This window comes from Okeania sp. SIO1H4, from assembly GCF_010672695.1.
Taxonomy (GTDB): Bacteria; Cyanobacteriota; Cyanobacteriia; order Cyanobacteriales; family Microcoleaceae; genus Okeania; species Okeania hirsuta.
Genome location: NZ_JAAHGB010000071.1, coordinates 1 through 23,457 on the forward strand (window position 1 = coordinate 1; position 23,457 = coordinate 23,457).

At 36.7% G+C, this 23,457-nt stretch carries 20 protein-coding genes; 8 read left to right on the forward strand and 12 right to left on the reverse strand.

What is annotated here, in order from left to right; all coding sequences use genetic code 11:
* Window positions 1-151 precede the first annotated feature (151 nt).
* Together F6K06_RS28015 and F6K06_RS28020 are read right to left on the reverse strand one after the other, a co-directional pair.
* Window positions 152-316, reverse strand: a complete 165-nt coding sequence (locus tag F6K06_RS28015) for a hypothetical protein (RefSeq protein WP_287241367.1) — start codon at window positions 314-316, stop codon at window positions 152-154.
* Window positions 317-441: 125 nt separating this feature from the next.
* Entirely contained in the window at window positions 442-1,494 is a 1,053-nt protein-coding gene (locus tag F6K06_RS28020; protein ID WP_124144329.1) for a glycoside hydrolase family 10 protein, read from the reverse strand.
* Window positions 1,495-2,190: 696 nt separating this feature from the next.
* Here F6K06_RS28020 and F6K06_RS28025 point away from each other — a divergent pair.
* Window positions 2,191-2,910 carry a heme oxygenase (biliverdin-producing) gene (locus F6K06_RS28025; RefSeq protein WP_124144328.1) on the forward strand — a complete coding sequence of 240 codons (720 nt, stop codon included), beginning with the start codon at window positions 2,191-2,193 and terminating at the stop codon, window positions 2,908-2,910.
* A gap of 921 nt (window positions 2,911-3,831) precedes the next feature.
* Here the strand turns inward: F6K06_RS28025 and F6K06_RS28030 are convergent.
* The gene (locus F6K06_RS28030) at window positions 3,832-4,326 is read right to left on the reverse strand and encodes a GNAT family N-acetyltransferase (protein ID WP_124144327.1); all 495 of its coding nucleotides are present in this window, start codon (window positions 4,324-4,326) and stop codon (window positions 3,832-3,834) included.
* A gap of 242 nt (window positions 4,327-4,568) precedes the next feature.
* Between F6K06_RS28030 and cbiD the strand changes: the two genes are divergently transcribed.
* Entirely contained in the window at window positions 4,569-5,729 is a 1,161-nt protein-coding gene (gene cbiD, locus F6K06_RS28035) for a cobalt-precorrin-5B (C(1))-methyltransferase CbiD (protein ID WP_124144326.1), read from the forward strand.
* 966 nt (window positions 5,730-6,695) lie between these two features.
* Window positions 6,696-8,243 carry a glutamine-hydrolyzing GMP synthase gene (guaA, locus tag F6K06_RS28040; RefSeq protein ID WP_124144332.1) on the forward strand — a complete coding sequence of 516 codons (1,548 nt, stop codon included), beginning with the start codon at window positions 6,696-6,698 and terminating at the stop codon, window positions 8,241-8,243.
* A gap of 549 nt (window positions 8,244-8,792) precedes the next feature.
* On the opposite strand, the gene F6K06_RS28045 is transcribed toward guaA, so the two are convergent.
* The 6 genes from F6K06_RS28045 to F6K06_RS28070 all read right to left on the reverse strand — a co-directional run bounded on the left by F6K06_RS28045 (window position 8,793) and on the right by F6K06_RS28070 (window position 16,931).
* Window positions 8,793-9,356, reverse strand: a complete 564-nt coding sequence (locus F6K06_RS28045) for a hypothetical protein (RefSeq protein WP_124144325.1) — start codon at window positions 9,354-9,356, stop codon at window positions 8,793-8,795.
* Window positions 9,357-10,209: 853 nt separating this feature from the next.
* Complete coding sequence (locus F6K06_RS28050; RefSeq protein ID WP_124144324.1) at window positions 10,210-10,842, reverse strand: 2OG-Fe(II) oxygenase; 633 nt, start codon at window positions 10,840-10,842, stop codon at window positions 10,210-10,212.
* A 44-nt stretch (window positions 10,843-10,886) separates the two neighbouring features.
* A complete protein-coding gene (locus F6K06_RS28055) occupies window positions 10,887-11,510 on the reverse strand; it encodes a 2OG-Fe(II) oxygenase (protein WP_240038879.1) in 624 nt (207 codons plus the stop codon).
* A gap of 1,256 nt (window positions 11,511-12,766) precedes the next feature.
* Complete coding sequence (locus F6K06_RS28060) at window positions 12,767-13,369, reverse strand: sulfite oxidase-like oxidoreductase (RefSeq protein ID WP_124144322.1); 603 nt, start codon at window positions 13,367-13,369, stop codon at window positions 12,767-12,769.
* Window positions 13,370-15,054: 1,685 nt separating this feature from the next.
* Window positions 15,055-16,461 carry an LCP family protein gene (locus tag F6K06_RS28065; protein WP_287241362.1) on the reverse strand — a complete coding sequence of 469 codons (1,407 nt, stop codon included), beginning with the start codon at window positions 16,459-16,461 and terminating at the stop codon, window positions 15,055-15,057.
* Between the two features lie 98 nt (window positions 16,462-16,559).
* On the reverse strand, window positions 16,560-16,931 hold the full coding sequence (locus F6K06_RS28070) for a hypothetical protein (RefSeq protein ID WP_124154876.1): 372 nt from the start codon (window positions 16,929-16,931) through the stop codon (window positions 16,560-16,562).
* A gap of 599 nt (window positions 16,932-17,530) precedes the next feature.
* On the opposite strand from F6K06_RS28070, the gene F6K06_RS28075 reads away from it, so the two are divergent.
* Window positions 17,531-17,683: a hypothetical protein gene (locus F6K06_RS28075; protein WP_161564441.1), complete on the forward strand. Its 153-nt coding sequence runs from the start codon at window positions 17,531-17,533 to the stop codon at window positions 17,681-17,683.
* Window positions 17,684-17,865: 182 nt separating this feature from the next.
* Window positions 17,866-18,567: a ribulose-phosphate 3-epimerase gene (gene rpe, locus F6K06_RS28080; RefSeq protein ID WP_287308936.1), complete on the forward strand. Its 702-nt coding sequence runs from the start codon at window positions 17,866-17,868 to the stop codon at window positions 18,565-18,567.
* 234 nt (window positions 18,568-18,801) lie between these two features.
* Here the strand turns inward: rpe and F6K06_RS28085 are convergent, their stop codons facing one another.
* The 3 genes from F6K06_RS28085 to F6K06_RS28095 all read right to left on the reverse strand — a co-directional run bounded on the left by F6K06_RS28085 (window position 18,802) and on the right by F6K06_RS28095 (window position 21,813).
* The gene (locus tag F6K06_RS28085) at window positions 18,802-18,954 is read right to left on the reverse strand and encodes a hypothetical protein (RefSeq protein WP_161564440.1); all 153 of its coding nucleotides are present in this window, start codon (window positions 18,952-18,954) and stop codon (window positions 18,802-18,804) included.
* Window positions 18,955-19,493: 539 nt separating this feature from the next.
* Window positions 19,494-20,279, reverse strand: coding sequence for a DsbA family protein (locus tag F6K06_RS28090; protein ID WP_124144319.1), 786 nt, complete (start codon window positions 20,277-20,279; stop codon window positions 19,494-19,496).
* A gap of 1,069 nt (window positions 20,280-21,348) precedes the next feature.
* Window positions 21,349-21,813, reverse strand: a complete 465-nt coding sequence (locus F6K06_RS28095; protein WP_124144318.1) for a hypothetical protein — start codon at window positions 21,811-21,813, stop codon at window positions 21,349-21,351.
* A 148-nt stretch (window positions 21,814-21,961) separates the two neighbouring features.
* On the opposite strand from F6K06_RS28095, the gene F6K06_RS28100 reads away from it, so the two are divergent.
* The 3 genes from F6K06_RS28100 (at window position 21,962) to F6K06_RS28110 (ending at window position 23,260) form a co-directional block, all read left to right on the forward strand.
* Entirely contained in the window at window positions 21,962-22,102 is a 141-nt protein-coding gene (locus F6K06_RS28100; RefSeq protein WP_161564439.1) for a hypothetical protein, read from the forward strand.
* A 241-nt stretch (window positions 22,103-22,343) separates the two neighbouring features.
* Window positions 22,344-23,126, forward strand: a complete 783-nt coding sequence (locus tag F6K06_RS28105; RefSeq protein WP_124144317.1) for an HAD family hydrolase — start codon at window positions 22,344-22,346, stop codon at window positions 23,124-23,126.
* The gene (locus F6K06_RS28110; protein WP_161564438.1) at window positions 23,117-23,260 is read left to right on the forward strand and encodes a hypothetical protein; all 144 of its coding nucleotides are present in this window, start codon (window positions 23,117-23,119) and stop codon (window positions 23,258-23,260) included. The genes F6K06_RS28105 and F6K06_RS28110 overlap by 10 nt, the downstream gene beginning before the upstream one ends.
* The last annotated feature ends 197 nt before the right edge of the window (window positions 23,261-23,457 follow it).

Below are 23,457 nucleotides of genomic sequence, written 5' to 3' on the forward strand. Positions count from 1 at the left end.
TTCATACAATGTTCCATACTCAACGTGATGATTCAAAATGGTAAACCCCAGAGCTACAAAGTAGAAATCTAGTTAACTTCCAACTAAGGGAGTTTTTGGCGATCGCTACTTTCATGCAACAAAGCCAATCGTTTTTGTAATAATTGTGGTACTAAAATTGGGTAGTCATATCATGTCCGTTTATATCGTTTGTATAAACCCAAGGGTGAATATCTACAGGAAATGATGGTTTTTTCTTGCGAGGGTAGCCTTCTTCCCTCTTCCCTCTTTCTTCTTCCTTCTTCCTTCTTCCTTCTTCCTTACCTTTGCTATACAAGACCGATGCTACCGGACATGATATCAATAGTTATGTATTTGTGTAGAACACATCTCTATTTGATGAACCACATTTTCACAAGCAAAACCCAGTAGACACCTCCCATGGAACGTCCCTACTGTGGTCTACCGTGCAGGAAAACCGCTGTAAGGAATCATTCGCAATGCTTTAGCCAAAGCATCGTTATTTTCTCGCAGACCTTCATAGAAAAATAATACTTCTCCGTTAATCCCTACAGAACGATTATAAGCGATCGCCTCCAACAAATAATCTACGCTAATTCGATAAGAGCCAACTTTAATTAAAATCCCTGGAAACACCTTACTTAAATGATTACAAATAAACTGCTGTTTCACTAACTGTTGCACAAGAGATTTGTAACTTGCAAAATCACGACGGTAAAGTTGAGGGTGAATAAGATCGACAATTCCTTGATTTATCCAAGTGGGGTAGTCTTGTAAGTATTCATTCAAACTCCACTTGTAAAAACTGGGAGCCATTGAAACTAAAAGTTCAGGCTTAATTGCTTTCACTTCCCGATGTAAACGAGTTAAAAAATTTGTCAAAATATCTGCACGCCATTGTAACCATTTGTGATGTTTATGATTTTGGGGTGGATGACAAGAAAATTGCTGACGATAACGTTCTACTGTTTTTGCATCGTAGCCACCTTCTGAAGGAAATGCTGGCATTCGGTCGTCTCCCTGAATGCCATCAATGTCATAGTTTCTCACAACTTCCAATACTAGATCGAGCAGAAAATTCTGCACTTGTTCATCCAAAGCATTCATCCACTCAAAACCATTTTTTACCAATAAATTTCCCCTACAGTCACGAGCCGCCCATTCCGGTTTTTTTGCTAGAAGTAACCCTCCATTTTGTTTGTAAGAACTGACAAACCCATATTCAAACCAAGGAATAATTTTCATCCCAACTCGCCGTGCTTCTATAATTACTTCTGCTAAGGGGTCGCGGTCTTTGTATTGCGGGTCTATCTTTGTACCAAAAATTCTCTGCATCAGTTGACTGGGGTAGAGAGTAAATGCTTTATTCCAGACCACCGGAAATACAACATTAAATCCTGTTTCAGCAAGAAAGTCCATTGCTTCAGCGATATTATCTCTGGAATGGAGGACTTTACTATCAACATTTGTGAGCCAGATACCGCGTAATATCATGTCCGGTAGTTATTGTATAGTTGGATGTGGGGAGTAGGGGAGTAGGGGAGTAGGGGAGTAGGGGAGTGGGGTAGATTAATGTAATTATAGGCGTTGCATATTTACGGGATGAGTTAGTTGGGAAGAGTGGGGACCCAACCCTAACCCCGACCGTGGAGGACAGGGCTGTTTCAAAGTATCGCAAGTTAACGATTTAGGGAGAACGGGAAATGAGGGCATCGTGGAAGCTGTAAAATTTACCACGCATTTGCCGATTTTTCAGCCAATAAGCGTCCCTTTTGCTCTGACTAAAATGATGAAAAGTCAACTTTTAATCATAAATTAAAAGCCTCTATCCCCGTGTCTCCGTGTCTCCGTGTCCCCGTGTCCTATCGAGAATGAAACAACCCTGCCTCCCAGGAGAGGAATGTTGGAGGTGTGGAGGACTTTACATAGAGTGCACATTGGAATTATAGTTTTAGCAACACAGGAAGTAATATCATGTCCAGATAAGAGCGTGATAAAAAACTTTTTCTCGTAAGCGCCTTTTCTTCCCTTCTGCCTCCTGCCTCCTGCCTTCCTTTACTTCTTAATCATTCTTAATGTAAATTCTCATCCATTCATTTTAATCTATAGAAATAGGCAATAGATTTCTAAATTTCTGTAGGAATTGATACGCCAAATCGTATAGTTTAGTATTGGTAAGGAAAATTTAACATGAGTGTAAACCTAGCAACTCAATTGCGTGAAGGAACCAAAAAAGCTCATACAAATGCAGAAAACGTAGGTTTTGTCAAGTGTTTTTTAAAAGGTGTTGTAGAAAAGAACTCCTACCGGAATTTAGTTAAGAATCTTTACTTTGTTTATTCTGCAATGGAAGAAGAGATGCAACGCCACAAGAAACATCCAATTCTTTCTCAGGTTTATTTTGCCGAGCTAAACCGTAAACAGAGTTTAGAGAAAGACCTAAAGTATTATTATGGTGCTGGTTGGCGCGATCAAGTTGCTCCTTCTGCTGCGGGTGAAGCTTATGTACAGAGAATTAGAGAAATTTCAGAAAAAGAACCAGAATTGTTAGTAGCTCACTCCTATACTCGCTACTTGGGAGATTTGTCTGGCGGTCAAATTCTCAAGAAAATTGCTCAGAGAGGTATGAATTTAATTGATGGGGAAGGTACTGCTTTCTATGAGTTCCCAGAAATTTCTGATGAGAAGGCATTTAAGAATATGTATCGTCAGAGGATGAATGATTTACCCATCGATCAGGCAACAGCAGATAGAATGGTTAATGAGGCGAATGCTGCTTTTGACATGAACATGAAAATGTTCAATGAACTAGAAGGTAATTTAATTAAGGCGATCGGTATCTTGTTGTTCAATACTTTAACTAGAAAACGTAGTTCAGGAAGTACAGAGTTAGCTACTGCTGCTGAATAATAACGGTTAATTGGTTAATATTTCTATCTAAGTAGAAAGAATACTTTTAAGTTGTATTTAAAATGTTGGGGGTTTGATGGCTGTAAAGCAGTCACCAAGTCTCCAACATTTTGCTTTTGAAGAGGAGCATGGAAAGGAATCTCAGACTAAATCTGGTTTAGTTAGTATCTTTAGATTAGTAATATTGTTTTCCTTTTTTTTTCTTCCCTCTTTCTTCTTTTCCACTTTTAATTGTTGTAGTAGTTAAACTGGTAATGTAATACCAAGCGTGAAAAAAGAATGTGTTCAATTGAAGAAGGAGACAGGAGACAGGAGACAGGAGACAGGAGGAAAATTACATGGGGATAGTCAACGACCTGCCGCTCCGCGTCTACCCTCCCCCAAGTAATTTTGAACACTCCAGTTGACGGTGGGGTATTAAACCCACAAAGAAAATGATAATAAGTGCGATTGGTATAATTTCATTTTTTGCGTAAGTCCTGATTATAGTTAATCTCAAGAATGTGTAGCAGTTTTTCACGCTATTGAAGCTGGAAATTCTCAATCACAATACTCTTTTAGCAAGCTTTGAATATCTGCAAACTTTTCCATCAGCTATTCACTCTCAATTTATCTAAGTCTTAAGATAACTTTACTGCCACAGATAAATGTCAAATCCTTCTTATTCCTCATTAGACATCTCCAGAAAAGAGGGAACAGGGAACAGGCAATAGGGAACAGGGAACCCACCCATAACCCCTCCCAGGAGGGGAGTAATTGATGATTTCTGGATAATAATTGATTTTACTTTTGATTATTGGGGATGTGTATTAGAGATAAAATAGGCTTCCATACAATATGTCTTTCACAAGGAATCACTTTCAAGCTCTATAACGCTAAAGCTCAGTGATGTGGATTCTTTGAGTCCACTACAGCAACTTGTTATGTTTCAAGTTTCTTGTACATGACATAAGCATCAACAAATCCTTCCTTAGGATGTTTGAATGCTTCGGGAAGTGTACCGATGATATCAAAGCCATGCTTTTGCCAAAGACGAACAGCACCAGTATTAATGGATACAACAAGGTTGTACTGCATAGCGTGGAAACCAAGCTCCACCGCTTCCTTCTGAGAATGCTCACACATAGCAGAGGCGACCCCTTTGCCACGAGTCGCTTCCCTGACCACATATCCGCAGTTGCATACATGAGACCCCTGGCCAGGCTGATTAGGCTTGAGGTAGTAGGTGCCCAATATCAACCCTGAATCATCTTCAGCAACGTAGGTTGCCTCTGGCACCTCAATCCAGACATGAAAGGCATCCTGCTCAGGAATATCGGTGGGGAAGGTATAGGTCTCGCCAGCTCGAAATACTGGCTTGACAATCGCCCAAATTCTTGGCCAATCTTGCTCCTGAAAACGGCGGATTTTAATCATGCGTAAGTAACCTTTCTTGAAGTATAAACTTGTAAGTACATCGCAGTTGGGGTACAACATTTTGTATAAAATGACTGTACTGCAAAACAATATAATTACGTCAATGTTCTAAAAATGTCTAGAACCCGTGGTTGTTCAGGATTTATATCTTGTTGACGTAAAAGACTCTGCTAGTCTATATTTGAGACTGTTTTTCGGTTCTATTTTATTTAAGTCCCAATAGCTCGCTTAACTGATAACTGATGACTGAACCTCATGCTGGATATACTCTACCTGTATTTGCTTGTGCTGCTGCTGTAGCTGCACTCCGTTGGGTACGTCAAAATATCTCGTCTTTGCCTACCGTATCAATTAATTTACTAGAACCAGCAAAAATTGTCGATATTCTTATCGAACAGGTAGCTTTACTGAAAAATAATACTGCCTTAGCTATTACCCGTTCTGACCCCGGTAATAATCTCGACCTAACTCGCAATACTCCTGTGTGGGCTATGATAGAATTGGCCAAAGTTTCCCCTACAGAGGCTTCAGAACAAATTGTAATTATAGGTGGAGCAGGAATTGGACATAATATTCATTCTGGGGAAGCAGCTATATATAGTTATGCGCGACGACTGCTGCAAGAAAATCTTCCACCCTTGCTCAACCAAAATGAACAAATTAAAGTCTCCATCATTTTACCAGAAGGTCGTCAATTAGCAACTCGGACTTCTAATTCTGCTTTTGGTATAGTTGAAGGTCTTTCTTTGTTAGGCACTACCGGGGTTTCTCAACCTTTAAGTGTGCCTGGGCAACTTGATGCTTATCGGGATGAGTTACAACAAAAGGCAGCACAGTTTAATTGTTTGGTGTTTTGTGTGGGAGAAAATGGTTTAGACCTAGCGAGGAAAATGGGAATACCACCACAGCAGACTATTAAAACGGCTAACTGGTTAGGCCCAATGTTAGTAGCTGCTGCTATTGCTGGATTAGAGTCTATTTTATTATTAGGCTATCATGGCAAATTAATTAAGTTGGCTGGTGGAATTTTTCATACTCATCACCATCTAGCTGACGGACGATTAGAAATTTTAACAGCTCACTGCGCAAATATAGGTTTGCCCACTCCTGTGCTACAAAAAATTTTTGCTTGTACTACTGCCGAGGCGGCCTTGAAAATCCTACGGAGTTTAGATAAAGATAATGAAAAGAATTGGGTGGGTCTAGTCTATGGGGCGATCGCCTCCCGTATAGAGGAACGTAGTCAAGCTTATATTTTTAATCATAGTCAAAAACAGGTCCAAGTAGGTTCGATGTTATTTGACCGCGATCGCCAAATTTTCTTAAAAACTGAAGTTGCCGATACACTTTTTGCAAAAATTTGTTATTCTATTAAAAATGTTGAAAAAAGACTCCCGTTATAATCGCGAGATTTAACAGTGAGACGGGGCGTATAAATTGCGCGGGAAACCCATGCACACAGCCCCTGAATTTCAACCAGAAAAATAATTGAGCAATACGCACGCATATTTTTGGCGTTATAATTTTATCAATAGCCGTGGGGCACACGGCACGATAAAAGGGCACCTCCTGGGCGGAAGTTTCCTTAGCGTACAGACGGAGCAAGAAAAAGCTTGTGGAGATGGTCTGACGGGGGTGCAACTCGACTAGTTTGATTTGTTATCTAGTTAAGAATCTATGTTCGTATAGCGTTGCGTCAGCAAAACAAGAATCTCCCGTTATAATAGCTCTTATTTAACGGCGAGAGTGTCAATAGGAATACCCTCAGCTAGAGTTACAGCGGTTTTCATTTCGGTAGACTACAGAGGGAATGGCCATTTCCCCCTACAGGGTTTTGGTTATGACGATGTAGTTGAGCAATCAGCAAAAGCGCTGTAGCGTATTGTAGGAAAAATAAACAATAGTGGATAGTGGATCAGGCGCGGGGGAAAATTAAAATAAATTGGTAAATTTCATAACTAGCTAGAGTGAGCAACTGGTTTAGAAGTAGACGCTCATTCTTTAGTCAGAATACCAAAACATTTTTAATAGAACTAGCCTTGATTAATAATTCGCTAGGAAGAGCGATCCCTATTGATAATTAATCAATTTAGCCTGTTAGTTTTTAGTTAGCCTGTTAGTTTTTAGGTTACCATTCAATCCAAGTATAAACCTTTTGTGGCAGTAGGAAAAATTTAGTTTGATACAAAAAGTGTGGAGAAAGAAATTTTCCTCACAAAAAACATATATTTATAGCTTATAAGCTCGGGCTGACAACTTAAAACTCAGGAAAATCAACCTCACAAGTAAAATATCATAGCACATTAACCGTGACTCTAACAAGACAGACAGAAAAAATTTCTGATTCCTCCACTCAGTTTAACCGTCAGATGATCGTGATTCTGGACTTCGGTTCTCAATATTCAGAACTAATTGCCCGCCGGATTCGCGAAACTCAAGTATACTCAGAAGTTATTTCTTATCGGACAACTGCTGAAAAACTGGTAACTCTCAATCCCAAGGGAATTATTCTTTCTGGAGGCCCTAACTCAGTTTACGATCAAGTGGCACCTCATTGCGATCCCGAAATTTGGCAGTTGGGAATACCAATTTTGGGCGTGTGTTACGGTATGCAGTTAATGGTACAGCAATTAGGGGGTGAAGTTCAACGCGCTCAATTAGCTGAATATGGCAAAGCATCTTTATCTATAGATAACCCCACAGATTTACTGACTAATGTGGAAGAGGGTACAATTATGTGGATGAGTCATGGAGATGCTGTGACAAAAATGCCCTCAGGTTTTGAAGTATTAGCTCATACGGATAATACTCCCTGTGCAGCGATCGCTCACCATGAGAAAAAGCTATACGGGACACAGTTTCACCCAGAGGTAGTTCACTCCCTTGGTGGTCAAGCGTTGATTCGGAATTTTGTCTACCATATTTGTAAGTGTGAACCAACTTGGACGACAGAAGCTTTTGTAGAAGAAGCGATTCGAGAAATTAGAGCTAAGGTAGGGGATAAACGAGTATTATTAGCATTGTCTGGAGGAGTTGACTCTTCAACTTTAGCATTTTTGCTGCATCGAGCGATCGGGGATAAATTAACTTGTATGTTTATTGACCAAGGGTTTATGCGGAAGTATGAACCAGAAAACTTGGTGAAAATATTTCAAGAATCTTTTCATATATCAGTTGAGTATGTAAATGCTCGCGAGCGCTTCTTGGCTAAACTCAAAGGAGTCACAGACCCAGAACAAAAACGCAAATTAATTGGCCATGAGTTTATTCAAGTATTTGAAGAAGAGTCAAAACGTTTAGGGCCTTTTGATTATCTGGCTCAAGGTACTCTTTATCCAGACGTGATTGAATCTGCTGACACCAACGTTGACCCTAAAACGGGTGAGCGAGTAGCAGTTAAAATCAAGAGTCATCACAATGTCGGTGGTCTGCCAAAAGATTTAAGATTTAAGTTAGTAGAACCTTTGCGCAAGCTATTTAAAGATGAAGTGAGAAAATTAGCTCGCTCCATAGGTTTACCAGAAGAAATCGTGCGACGACATCCTTTTCCCGGTCCAGGGTTAGCAATTCGGATTTTAGGAGAAGTTACAGATAAACGGTTGAAAATTTTGCGAGATGCTGACTTTGTTGTGCGTGACGAAATCAAACAACAAGGGATGTATCACGATTTTTGGCAAGCGTTTGCGGTGTTGTTACCTATTCGCAGTGTAGGGGTAATGGGAGACCAACGTACTTATGCTTACCCTATTGTTTTGCGGTTTGTTTCTAGTGAGGATGGAATGACTGCTGACTGGTCTCGTGTTCCTTACGATCTGTTGGAAAGTATTTCTAACCGCATTGTGAATGAGGTTAAGGGAGTTAACCGAGTGGTGTATGATATCACTTCTAAGCCTCCTGGTACTATTGAGTGGGAGTAATATAGTCTGCACTGTAGGTTGGGTTAAGCGGGAGTGCAACCCAACATAACTAGGGTTTTTGAACCCATCCCACTATTCTTGAAACCCTTATATTGAGGTAATATAAAATTCGTTAAATCCGCAAAAATCATGTTAGTGGGATAGACTTATGGTTTTTGGTTTTCAAGCTACCTCAATTAAATCAACCTCGACAATTCGAGGGTGTTGGGTTTCGTACCTTAACCCAACCAACCTACAACTTTACTATTACACACCTAAAATGTTACAACAGTAGGGGGGGTTCCGCATTAAATTAATAGTGTGTCAAACGATCGGATGAACCCGTCCACGACCCAATAATAATTATGCACCCCGTATCGTTGAGAGAAAAAAAGAGAAGGGGTATTTCTCCTCTCTTTATCATTTCAATCACTTTTTAGCCTTTAGTCTTTCTTTTGCTGCCTAGCATTAAGCCACCTAGTGCGTTCAAACTCACTATAGATGCTGCTGGTTCAGGGGTTTAGGATGCCTGGGTTTCTCCACCACTCTGCTTAAAAGAGGAAGAAGACACTACAGTTTCGCTCGACACAAGTACTGTTGTGATATCCACTGGATATCGATCAAAAGGCACATACATACTAACTCTACTACTAATTGCCATATTATTCTAAATGAGAGGCCTTCATCCGTGTATGGGTTGGTAAACAACTTCACATCATCTGCGTCAATGTCATACAAAAAATCAAGATTTGCCTGCCACTCAGAGGCGAAGGCAGAATCTGAAGAATCCCACAACAGGACTCCAAGACCCAAGACGGAAGATAGCTCAACATACCAGGAGTCTAACTCCGAACTAAGAATCACGCTGTCAGAGTTGTCATCTTGAGCTGTCCAATCAAAGATCAACCGGTAATCATTAGAGAAGGTTAAGTTTGTCCTACCTGTGAAACTGGTTGCGGTTGCAGGCAGCAACCATGAGCAATCTTCTGCTCCGGCGACTAATATCCCTTTAGTCAATGTTGTGGATGATACAGAATTTGCTGCAGTAGTCAGAATGGTGAATAAACCTGAAAACATGGTATGGTGTGTGTAATTTTTTGTTTTTTTCTCATAAAAGCTTGCTTTTTTAAACAATATGAATACAACTAAATTAACTTCATCAAATCTTTACCAAAACACCAATGTTATTCATCAAATATTCACACTTTAGTAGAGTGTTTGGGGTTTAATTAGACAAATAAAATGTTATACATCTGTATTTATTAGGAACAGGAGATTGCTATTACCATATAATCTAATTTTAGTAGATAAACCCTGCTTCTTTGCACTTTCGGCACAGAAACAGAATTAGTTGGTTCAATGTAAAAACTGGAGTATTAATCAAAGCTTTGAAGCGCCAACCCTAGTAGAGGTATTACATAGAACGTTTCTACTGTGTTTTACTTAAATGAAAACTTCTGTAGGAGTAGCGATCGCTACTATTAAATACCACCCAAATAATTAACAATAGACTTGTCGCTTTATCACTTAAAAAATCCCCAAAAACCTTGTTCTGTAAATATTTTAGCTATTGACAGCAAAAAAAAATTGGAATTATTGCTCTGTCTAGGTTGGAGCGATTTTTTCCCTCTATTTAGCGATAACTCTAATTTATAATTTCGTTGTATCACAAATAGTAGTACTATTTAAGTAATGGCAAACCTATCTAAAGAATCATCATAAAAATTCGGTAAGTGGAAAACCACATTCCGAGTTGAATTTATGTGTAACTGGCGGATAAATAATTAAGTTTAAGACTCCACCAAATTTTTAATAATGGGAATTATCGCCACAATTAATTCTTTCTTAAACGAGCTGCTATAGGTCATCAATCCAAGTCTCCCCTAGCTAACTTTTTCTTCAATAGACCTCTCCGAATAATTAATTTAAAACCCTTGTAATGGCAGGATAAAAAGTTAGTTTCCGGAGATGTCTAATGCTTCTAGAATTATCTAAACTGAGGACCGCCTACCCAACAAACTAGCGCCCATCTCTTACCTTGAGTAATAGGTGTTACTTCATGGAGTATTATAGAAGGAAACAAAACCATTGTTCCTCTTTCTTTTGGTAATTTTTCTGGTTTTCTGTTAGTATACAACTTCAATTCTGAACCTTCATAATCTTGAGGATTGGAAAGTTGGATCGAGATAGAAATTTTGCGATAATAATAAAGATCCCCATTATCTAGATGTTTATTGTAATGATCCTGAATATTTTTCTGATTGTTACTAGCTTCATAACATAAAAGTTGTAAAGAATCAATAATACCGTAAATATCATAATTCCACCACTTGTTATTGGCATATTTAACACTATTAGTTAACCTTTCCCACAGCCATCTCGTTGATGCCGAATAATTCACACCCCAGGCTTTTACTTGACGAAACTCTGGTTTCAATTTTCCATCTACAGTAGGGTTTGATGGCTTTATTTGTTTTGATAAAGAAATAACCGAGTCACACTCTTTTGCTGTTAAAGCACCCCAGTTTTCACCTGGTTTACAGAAATGTTCTTTTTGAGAAGCATCATAGCAAGCGTATGTAATTTGACGATACTTTTGTTCAGGAGAAATCCAAACCATATTTTCTCAATCCTAACTTTATGAAAACCATTTATTTTTGCAAATTATCGGAATTGAGGACCACTAATCCAACCAATAAGTTCCCATCTTTTACCTTCAATAATAGGCGTTACTTCATGCAAAATAAATGAAGGAAACATAATCATTGTTCCTTTATTTATAGGTAATATTTGGGGATTTTCTTGTAGATACAAATTTAGTTTTGCGCCCTCATAAGTCTTGGGATCAGATAATTCTACAGAAAAAGAAATCTTCCTACAAGAAAAAGGATATTCATTATCTATATGTAAATCACAATTATCTTTAATCTGATTAGAATTATTTGTGCTGTCATAACAGAGGAGCTGTAAAGGCTCTATAATTCCCACAATATCATAGTTCCACCAACGATTATTTGCAGTTATAAGATTATTAATTAATCGTTGCCAAAGCCAATTTGTTGTTTCAGTTTGAGATATTTCCCAAGCATTAGCTTGACGATAGTTCTGGTGAAGACCTTCAAACCTATGGCTTTTATCCTTGAATAAATTTTGTGAAAATGAGATAATCAAGTCACACTCTTGTGTTGTAAAAGCTCCCCAATTTTCACCTTTTTGACAAAAATGACTTGGCTGACTACCATCATAACAAGTGAATGGAGTTTGATTATATTTTTTCTCAGGATACATCCAAAACATCTTTAATGCGTTGTCTATGTAATCTAGTTAGCTTTTATAAATATCTAAGAAAATATTATACCAATTATTGCGTATGAATATTATAAAAAATAAATTTTAAACTTAGATTAAGGAGATATCTCCAATCCTAGAAGCTACCTATTATCATTGTTTCGGTTTTTTTATTCTTTCTTGATTTCTTCTTCTTTCTGCCTTGAAATTCTAAAATAACTTGTTCCCAATATAGTAATATCATGTCCGGTTGAATACTTATAAATAAGTAAACAGGGAGCAGAGGAGAAAAAGAATCTAAAGAAAGATCGGGCAGGAGAAATTTTTTTGATTGTGCTACTAAGCGGACATGATATAATACCAAGGGTGAAAAAAGAATGTTTTTGTTAGGTGAAACTTCAATTATTAAGTAATTAACATAGGCGCATCGGAGATTTTTGATAATTATTAGCTAGTAGCGTATTAATTAGGGTTTGCTGAAAAAGTCTTATGGGTGAGGGGAGGAGACAGGAGACAGGAGACAGGAGACAGGAGGGACGGGGAATGTAGAAGAGGTAGGAGCTAAGTTTTGTCCCTTAATTTTTCGGCGTTGCATCATCATGGGATGATTTTGATATGTGTCAAAAAATTTGTTTTAATCTATCAACATTTTCAGATGGGTGCAAATGTGATTATCATCCCGCAATTATGCAACGCCATTTTTCTGCCCAACTCTTGCACAAAATGCTAGTTTTTTGAGCTTTCTTGAGCAAAAACAGGCGCACTTTTTTCAACCTAAAACAGCTAAAACCTTGATATATCAATGCTTTTATCTTTGATCGGTAAGCCCTAATTATTCTTATGTTTACTTCTCACCCACTCCCCCTAATGGGATGGGTTAGGGGTGGGTCTCCCACTCCCCTACTCCCTTACTCAAGAAAATGTAGCAAACATTGATCAAATTGGTATAAAAGTGAATCTTCACGTCAGAGTAATGAAACTTTTTTATTCATCACATATACAATTTATTGGTGCTGCCATAAATATTCAGAAAATCTAGAAAAGCTATAAATATATAGCGATCGCCTAAAATGAAAACTGTGATAAATATACATTTTCTAAAATCCTGAGTAAAGTCATTTCATGGAACATCTGTCTATACATTCTTTAAAAACATCAAAAACTCTGATGGAAAAATCACGATCAATATTCGCAGTTGTAATACCAGGTTAACTTTACTATCTAAAAACTAGACAACTCTTCGCCAAAAAATATACTTAAAAACCAGAGCTACTATAACGCTCTTCTGCCCAAGGTTCACCTCTTGTGTGATAACCATTCTTCTCCCAGAAACCTAACTCTTCATCTTTGAGGAATTCTAATCCATTAATCCATTTGGCACTTTTCCAAGCATAGAGGTGAGGAACTACCAATCGCACAGGGCCACCATGATCTGCTGGTAATGGCTCACCAAATAAAGTGTGGGCAAAGAAATTTTCTTCTCTGAGAAAATCAGTCACAGAAATATTAGTAGTATAGCCTCCATAACAATGTTCCATAATATGGACAGCTTTAGGATCGACTTCTACATGACCCATCAAATCTGTAACTTTTACTCCTGTCCACTGAACATCTAGTTTTGACCAGCGAGTCACACAATGAAAATCTGCTGTGAAGTGATTTTGTGGCATGGCCATTAAGTCTGACCAAGTAAAGGTTAATGGTTTAGCCAAACCCCATACTTTCAATTCCCATGTATCTGTACTGATATTAGGAGTTTCGCCATAAGTCAGTACGGGGAAGCCTTTAGCCAAGTATTGACCGGGAGGAACGCGATCGCTATTTTCTGCTTCTGGTTTGTGGAAAAATTTACCTAACATGGTTAAAAACTTTTAGTAACTTACCTTGAATAATTGAAATTAACTACTTTAGTTTCTGCAAATGCCGATCTTCCTGAATTATTTCAGGAATTTATTCGTTTAATGATGAATAAAATTAATAAGTTTATGCTTTTACTTTTTTAGTTGAGGAACTCAAATTTCACCTAAAAACTTTGACAGTTTGGAGGTTTCCGTGCTTCCACTGAGGGCAGAAAACTTATCAGTAATTTTTCAGTGATTTCACTGTTATTCTCAAGTCGCCAATTGCAAATAAAATATGGTTATTGCAACTATTATATATTTTGATTTTTGCACTAATTCTGTTTTGTGTGCAATCCCAAGGTCAAATTATACCTCAGATTGAAAGTCAATGAAGCCTTATTTATCCTTTTAATATTTACTTTATAAATCAGCTCTAAGATGGGAACTTATTCGATCTTTAGCTATACTGTTTATCTAGATCGCTCATTAATTTATAAATCACTCATAAATACCATGAATCTGAACTATATAATTCCCTTATGTATTTCTTGTCTGGCTATTTTTGTCAGTGTCAATTCTGATGTCAAAACTCTGGATGGGATTCCTCGCTTGCTCGCACCCTGTATAGGATTCATTGGATTAATATGGTTTTTTAACGTTATTCCTTGGTTATTGAAGGTTGCTTGTATAGTAATTTTACTTTCTATTCGTAAAAATTTTTTAATCCAATAACTAGATTTTTTTTATGTTAAAAAACTTTTTTTTGAGAAAAACTACCAATCTTTTCAGAATAGAATTTTACTGAATTAAGGTATAGTATTAGAACTTATAGGGTAGTTTTTCGCAGCTTATACTGTGAAAAATAGATCCCATTTTCTATGATCGCGGAGACTTGTTTATAGAAGCCATTTGGTATCTATTTAAGAAGTTACAAGTTCAATACCCATCTGAGTTTTATGATTCTGGCAGTCATTTTTCATAATTTTTCGGTTTCCTGAACCCTTATAGTTGTTAGGAGCCTTAAAATGGCTTTCCTGAAGCTTTTGTATTTCAATAAAAGATACGGTTAGGGGTTCTATAACTTTCATTCATATTTTTTTGAAGTAGCACTCAGCACTCGGCGTTGGTGACAAGAGGTATGATATCTTGTCCGGATAAGAGCGCAAACAAAAAACTTTCTCCTTCTACTACTCTTTCTTCTTCTTTCTTTCTTTCCTCCTGACTCCTGACTCCTGACTCCTGACTCCTAAATAATTAAGATTAATATCATACATTAATTCACCAACGCCCAGCACTCAGCTATCAGCGATCAGCTTCTCAAGGTGTATAATGGGAGATTCAAACCCCAGTAAAAGTCCCACCACGCGCTTTTTCAAATATAGAGGGGGCTTTAAACCCTTGAATTTTTGGCGATACAGCTAAATGCTGTTGGCGAAGCATGACCTAAGGAAAAGCTGATAGGTAGTTAAATTCTCATCAAAATTAACAAAACCTAGAAAATTTTTTAGGATAAAAACATTCCCCTGGAATGTCTCTCTAGATTTAGGCATAATATTACAGCACTTTTTAAGATGGTAAGGTACAGCTACTCCCTACTTCTAGTTCCTGTGTTCTCTACTGCCAAGATGTACCTCATCAAATAGAAAATTTCTGCAAGTATAGCGCCCTAACTGCAAAATTTGACTTTTGTACTACCAATCTCGTTAATTTTGAGACTCATCCTGAATTGATAACCAATCTTTTCCTAACTGAATAGTCACATCTGACCTTAGATATCCCGTACTTTCTACAAAAACTTCTCCAAAACCTAGAGACTTTTGAACTTCCTGCGCAGCTTGCATATCTCCTTTCTGGGCAATAATTCGAGTCACTTCCAAAGGTGAATTCCAAGGTTTAGCCACTTTGACATTCCAATAACCAGAATCATTTAGGGAATTTACTAATTCATCAACAGACTCCCAATCATCTGTACTATCTTGAATTGCTACTCTAACATAAGAAGACTCAGAATTTTCTAATTGTTCGCGATCGTAACCAAAATCAAAGTGTTTGGCAATCATCGTATCTAGAGTTGTCAGATCGGGCAACCAGTAACTAGCATTATACTTTTCAGGGTTGCTAAACTCACCAGGTACCATCAACATCTGCACATTCGAGCGCTCAGTTTTAGCAGCAAAATTCATCAAAGCGACTAACTCCTCAACACTCAAATTTGTATCAATATGAGACTGAATTACCGAAAGAATTTTTGGTAGTCGTGATAAAGTTTTCACATTAACCGACTGTTCCATAAATGCTCGCATCAGAAGTTGCTGGCGTTGCACTCGCCCAATGTCCCCTAAATTATCGTAGCGGAATCTCAAAAATTGTAGAACCCGATCGCCATTGAGATGTTGTTCCCCAGCTTTGAGATTAATATACAAATGTTGACTATCATCTTGATATTTCATGTCTTTGGGCACATTAACTTTGACACCCCCAAGAGCATCTATTAATTTTTCTACTCCTTGTACATTGACTCGAATATAACGGTCAATTCCTACTCCACCAAGCAGTTCACTCACAGCTTTGGCACTTTTAGCAGGTCCTCCATAATAGTTCGCAGCATTAATCTTGGTTAAGCCTCGATCTTCTACATAGGTACGAGTATCTCTAGGAATAGAAAGCAAAGTTAACTTCTGATTTTTCGGGTCGAACCTTACTAGAAGCATCGTATCAGATAATCCTTTAAAAGAATTAACCAAAGCGTGATACCCTAAATCATTACTATAATGGGGATATTCTTCTAAATCTGACGTTAATACTTTTATTCCTAATAACAATATATTTACAGGTCGGGTTAACTCTGGCAATCTCATATTACTTTTGGCCAGGTCTTGTTGAGAAAATACTGCTGCTTCTTCTGGAGAGAGCTTTTGTTGCATTAGTGGAGTGCTGGAAAGAGATACGGCTAAGAGAGCGCCTGCTGTTGCAGATATCATTGCCACTCCGGCTAAACCTAGACCTAAACCAAACCAATGTCCTGGACCAAATTGGGTAGGTTGTCTCTGTAGATTTTCTGTTATTGAATATTTTCTAGAGGTTGAATGTAAAAATTTATTAGCGGGCACTGGCTTCCTCACACACTAAATATTAAAATAAGGTTTTATTGTCAGAAAAATTTTACTGAAAATTAGAATTTTCAATAGTTTAATAGAATCTTCGACTATCATAAATGTTTATCTACCACTTTTTCTGCTATCCGGCTAATTCCTGGTAGCCATAATGGTTGTCTTTTCCAAATACGAACCATTAGCCCTAAACTTATTATGAAGTAGCTAGTAGTTAGCAGGCTATTTATTAATAACAGTGTGATAGTCCCAGATTCCCCAACTTCAGTCCCTGGTTGTAATAAAATATTGCCCAAGATCCACATGATGGTTAAAGTAATAACTAATTTGCTGACTGCTCTATGTTGTGGACTACGGTGTTGACGATACAGAATCCACATTGCCATGAAGAAACCTAATACTGGAGTGACTAATAAATATAGTTGTAGGCGGTTAATGTTAGAGTTTTCTAGTTGCTGAGTATTTTTCATTTTGGTTATTAGCAAAAGTTCAGTTTTTGTTGGTATTTATATAACTTAAATCTGTCAGATTCTGGTAATCTCTTTTTTTTGAGGGTACAGAAAATCAAAGTCACTATAATAACAATAAGAATATTTGAATTAGAATAAGTATATCCCATTTTGGTTTCTTCGTTTAATTACCTTAAATTAACAACTGAAAAAATATATAGAGGTGATGATACATTTAATTCAAGCTGAAAATATAAAATATATACCACATTTAATCAATGAAAAACTTAACTTAAACAAGTTGATTTTTTATCTACAAACTAATGCTTCTATAGAATAAGTTGAGAGATTCATCCTAGATGATAAAAAAAATAGAGGGGTTCAATGGAAGTTTTATATAAATTTTGAGTATGTACTTGAGGATGAAAAATATACATTTACAATCATGGTAGCTAGCAAATTACCGATATTTATTGCGTATATATATCAAAATAATTTAAAAATTCATGTTGGTCAAAAAGTTAAAATAACTGATTTTTGTAATTTCACAAATAAAAGTTATATGTTATTATTCAAAAGTTGATTTTTCTTATAATAAACTAATAAAAAAATCAGTATCAATGCAAGGATTTTTACCTGGTATTGGTGAATTTTTTGGAGATTTTGATGATTATTCTGACCGGAATGATATATCTTTATTAGATTTTCCTAAAACAGATTTCTCTACTCACCATGTTACTGACTTTCTTGGTAAGTATTTTGTAAGTTATTAATTTTTTCTCCTCTTAAAAACCCTGTCAAATATTTGACTTTCCCCTGTTTCCTCAAACATTTAATTTTTTGTTTAGATCTCAAATTTCAATGCTACATATATATTCTGACAATAAATTATTAAATTAGTGTTAAAATTTACGCAACAGAGAATAGTAGGAGAACATTCACTCTTATGACCACTATGCAGAAAAAACCTATTGTTATTGCCCCATCTATACTATCAGCAGATTTTAGCCGTCTTGGAGATGAAGTACGAGCTGTAGACCAAGCTGGTGCTGACTGGATTCATGTTGATGTAATGGATGGCCGTTTTGTACCTAACATTACTATCGGTCCATTAATCGTCCAAGCACTTCGCCCTGTCACTGAAAAAACTCTTGATGTCCACTTAATGATTGTGGAGCCAGAGAAATATGTTGAAGATTTTGCTAAGGCAGGTGCTGATATTATATCTGTTCATGCTGAACATAATGCTTCACCCCATTTGCACCGAACTCTAGGCCAAATCAAAGAGTTGGGTAAGCAAGCTGGTGTAGTTCTTAATCCTTCTACACCATTAGAATTAATTGAATATACTTTAGATTTGTGTGACTTGGTGTTGATTATGAGTGTCAACCCTGGTTTTGGAGGCCAGAGTTTTATTCCTGGAGTAGTATCTAAGATTCGTAAGCTTCGTGAAATGTGTGATGAACGAGGACTCGATCCTTGGATTGAAGTTGATGGTGGCCTTAAGAATAATAATACTTGGCAGGTGTTAGAAGCTGGTGCTAATGCTATTGTTGCAGGTTCTGCCGTGTTTAAAGCTGATGATTATGCAGAAGCAATTAATGGTATTCGTAATAGTAAGCGTCCTGTTCCTGAACCTGAGTTAGCTACTGTTTAATAACAAAAAATACAGTTTAATAAAAAATTATTAAAATTAAAAATGGATTGTACAATCCATTTTTAATTTTCTTTTGGTTGAGATTGATTTAAACCTCTAGCAAAAGTCAAAATTCAATCTTTTTTAATGCTTTTGTCTCTTGCAAGACCAGGCAAAGTATCTACTAAATAACTTTAGCTAAAGCCATCTCCATATCTGATATCAAATCCGTTTAATTGGACATAAAAAAAATCTTCAATCGTCATAACTACGCTCATCTTTGTAATTCTTTCTTCTCCTGACTCCTGACTCCTGACTCCTGAGTACTCCTAACTTAACCATTCTATGGTTGTTTAACCGGATTTGATATGATACTTTTTCTGGTGCAGTAAAAGTTTCTCCATCCATCACAAAAAAAGGCGTACCAGAAGCACCAATTTCTTGAGCTAGTTAAACATCTTGTTGAATTTAATTAATTGCTACTTGAGAATTACGTTGGTGCGCGTTCCCTCTCTTGGTCAGCATTCCCTTGCCTCTTGCGCTGACGCAGGATCTGACCGCTCTGTTGGTCGATTGGATATGGTGAGGATACCCGCTCTTGACAGAGTCGCTGCCTCTTTTCCTGCGGAATGCTGCGCAAACAGAGGAGCTTTCCTTGCGGAATGCTATCGCAAACGCTAACGCCATCCCTCGACCTCTTGTGCCATGCGACGGCGCGGAGTCCCATCCATTTTTTCCCCTATTCTATTTCTGAATTTCCTGACTCCTGACCCCTGACTCCTATGCCAAAAGCACATACCTTTGCAAAGATACCAAATGAGTTCTATATGGTATTTGCAATTAGTTGGAGTTTGTAGATGCGGAGCAAATACCCGTTAGCTATTCCATCTAACTTTCTCTTCTTCCCTTTTCAAGCCATCTATTTTTAATTTTTTCAAAAGGTAAATTTATTGACTAACTTTAGCCAAAAGTTTCTCCATATCTGATACTTTTACTGCACCAGAAAAAGTTTCTCCATTCATCACAAAGAAAGGTGTACCAGAAGCACCAATTTCTTGAGCTAGTTGAAAATCTTGTTGAATTGAGTCAGTTGCTTCCTGAGACTTTCGATCGCTATTAAACTTCTCTATATCTAAGTTCAAATTATTAGCAATTTCTATATAGAACTCTTCACCTAATTTATCCTGTTGTTCAAATAAAGCATCGTGATATTCCCAAAATTTACCTTGTTGTTGAGCTGCCCAAGATGCTTTAGCTGCTGGAATTGCTTGAGGGTGAATTCTTACTAGAGGTAAATGCTTAAATACTAAAGTTACTCTATCTTGATGTTTATCCATAAATTCTTTAAGATTTACTTGCACTTTAGAGCAGAAAGGACATTGAAAATCTGAGAATTCAAACAACACGATTTTTTGCTCGGTAGAACCAAAAGTTGGAGAATTACCAATTTTTGCTTGAGGATTGGTTTTAAACTGTTTTAATACTTCCTGCTTACTAGCTTGTTGTTGTTCCTGTTGTTGTTGTTGGTAAGCTTGTACTGATTCTATAATTGCTTCTGGATTATTACGAATAATCTGTAATACTTGCTGTTCTAATTCTTCTGAATTTACTTGAGTACCAGTTGATTGAGCTGATGGAGTACAACCACTAATGGCAATAACTATACTGAATATTGCTATGAAGTATAAAACTTTCAAGTTATATAGATTAAATCTAGTAGAAAAATTACTCATAGTCCTCCATTTAAAGTCAAAAAAATCATGAATATAATATAGTATAAATTTCATTTGAGTTGTTTCAAAAATCTGGCAAATTTTAGGAAAAAGGCGAAAGGCAAGAGGCAAAAGGTAAGATGGTTTACCGGACTTTTTAATGTTAGTAAATAACTAACTATTGTTTGACATTGCAAATAAAAATGCTATATAGCGCTGTGCGCAGGCAACAGCTCATCTGGCAACAGCTCCGGAAGGGGGAATAAAAAACCGATAATATCAGGCTTTTAGCTATTGGACAGTTACTGTAATTTGTAAATATGCCAGCGCACATTGCTATACATGGTAGTCCTATTTTAGTTGTGAATAAAATCTAGGAATTACGAAAATTTTTAATTAGGGGTTAGAGATCAAGTTTTTTGATTTTCTATCTATAAGTTCTGGATTTTTCACAAATCATTATCAGACTGCTTAAATTAAATAATAAACAAAACCTTTCTCCGTTCGAGTAGCTATAAGGTTGAAAATTATATGTAACTAGAGAGAGAATAGTAAAAAATAAAATTAGGGAAATCAATAAAATTTTTGAGAAAAATTATTTAACAGAATTATTCCGCAAAAAAAAATTTAGTATATCTTTCAGTATTTACCGAATAATTCATAGTTAAAGCATCTTTATCATCTGAATAAACAAACAACAAACAAAAAAATATTTTACTTTTTGTCAATCCTATCTACTTCAAGGAGAGGTATTGAAGAAGGAGACAGGAGACAGGAGACAGGAGACAGGAGGAAAATTACATGGGGATTCTCACCCCAAGTAATTTTGAACACCGTGTAGACGGTGGGGTATTAAACCCACAAAGAAAATGATAATGAATAGTGAATTATTTATTGGATATCTCCAAGAATCAAAAATAAAATCAATTATCGCACAGAAATTATCAATTATTTCTCCCTTTCCCCTACTCCCTACTCCCTACTCCCTCTTTTATAGTTACAGTTTGCCAAAATAATCTAAATTTTGACAAACAAACGTAATTAATAATCTATAGACACACTTTCTAAATTAGAAGAAAATGGTTAAATTCTAATCTAAAAAACCCATCAAACCTTCATTATCAACCTGATTAGAAGCAACTGGACGATTCATCAAAGTTTGACTAACTTCTAAATGATTAGTACCTATAGGGCGAACTCCAGAAGCAGTAATAGTACTATTAAACTCTAATCCACTAGAAACAACTGGACGAATTCCAGAAGCGGACATTGTATGATGTACTTCAAGACCTGTTGAAACTACAGGACGATTAGAAATTGTTTGAGTATACTTAAGATTAGTTGTGCCAATAGGACGATTTCCAGGTAAGGCTAATTTTCCAGATACTTGAGATTCTTGTGCTTGCTTTTCTTGTACTGGTTTGGTCTCAACTTGTAAAGTGGTACGCTGTTGAGACCCTTGATCCAATTTTGTTGGCTGATTACTTTGAGTAGTAGTTTTACTACTACTATCAGTAGTTTTATTAGTTTCTGTCATAGTTCCATTAGTGCTCATAATTTTACCTCTCCATTATTAAAATTGGTTGACCACTTGATAATTAGAACCACCAATTTTTGTGATTGGTCTTTGTTTGTTTATTGAATTCTTAAATTTTAATAAACCTGTAGTTATTGTAACCATACTTAAAGTCAAAAACATAGTTTTGTTAAAAAATACAACATCTCAGGGAGTGTGGGGAGATGGGGAGATGGGGAGATGGAAACCCACCCCTAACCCCTCCCAGGAGGGGAATTTGGTGAGATGGGGAGGTGGGGAGATTTGTATAGTATATTTGTACAACTAAATGTATTTTATATTAGTATTTTCTGGCGACAAAAAATTAGCCCTGGGGGGATGGGGCAGTAGGAGAAATTAAAAAATATATAATAAATATCCTTACCATTACCATGCAGGACTACTGAAGAAGGTTGTTGGTTCAGGGTTTTAGGTTTAATCAGCCTGAAGTTGACGATAAAATTTATTTAGAGTAGGCAACAGCGACCGAGCAGTCTTACTTTTAATTTTTGATTTTGAACTTTTAAATTATGCAAACAACAATTCCTACTCTTCTAGCTCTTGACTTTGATGGCGTTTTATGCAATGGACTGGTTGAATATTTTCAAACGGCCTGGCGCACCTACTGTCAAATTTGGCAACCATTAGAGCAAAAACCAAATAATGATTTGGCAGAACAGTTTTATCGATTACGTCCCGTAATTGAAATTGGCTGGGAAATGCCTGTTTTGATTCGGGCATTAATATTAGGTATTGAAGAAGAAAGTATTTTACGAGAATGGCAAGCGATCGCTACAAAAATTGTGACTGAAGAGAATCAAAATCCAGGAGAAATTGGTAGTTGTCTAGATACTACTAGAGATGAATGGATAGCAAAAGATTTAGAAGGATGGTTGTCTTTACATGAGTTTTATCCAGGAGTAGTGGAAAAATTAAAGCAGTTAATAGTATCAGAAGTTAAACCAGTTATTGTGACAACTAAAGAGGGGCGGTTTGTACGATCGCTCCTCCAAAAACAAGGTGTGAATTTACCAGAAACGGATATTATTGGTAAAGAATGTAAACGTCCTAAATATGAAACTCTGAGAATGTTATTAGCAGCATCAGGAGCAGGAACAATTATTTGGTTTGTTGAAGATAGATTGAAAACTTTACTATCTGTACAAAAACAATCGGATTTAAAAGAAGTAGAATTATTTTTAGCAGATTGGGGTTACAATACTCAGAAAGAACGAGAATCTGTAACTCAATATCCACCTATTCATTTATTATCTTCTACTCAGTTTTGCCAGAATTTTTCCCTATGGAAATAAGGAAGAGGGAAGAAGGAAGAAGGAAGAAGTTAAAAAGGAAGAAGGAAGAGGGAAGAAGGAAGAGGGAAGAGGGAAGAGGGAAGGAAGAGGAAGACCCCTTGAAGGTTAGGAAAAAATCGACCAATAGAAAATAGAATATTCCAGATTTAAAGCCTCCTGATTACAGATGTAATGTTAACGCAGTTCCAATCTTAGGAGGCTAACTGATAACTGAAATGACCAAGTTACTCAAAGTTTAATACCAGCTTGAAAAAAAAATGCGACAAAAAGCTGTATTTTGTTAGATTATCTTAGATAGATATAGCAATATAGCTATTATTTTTACCTTTTT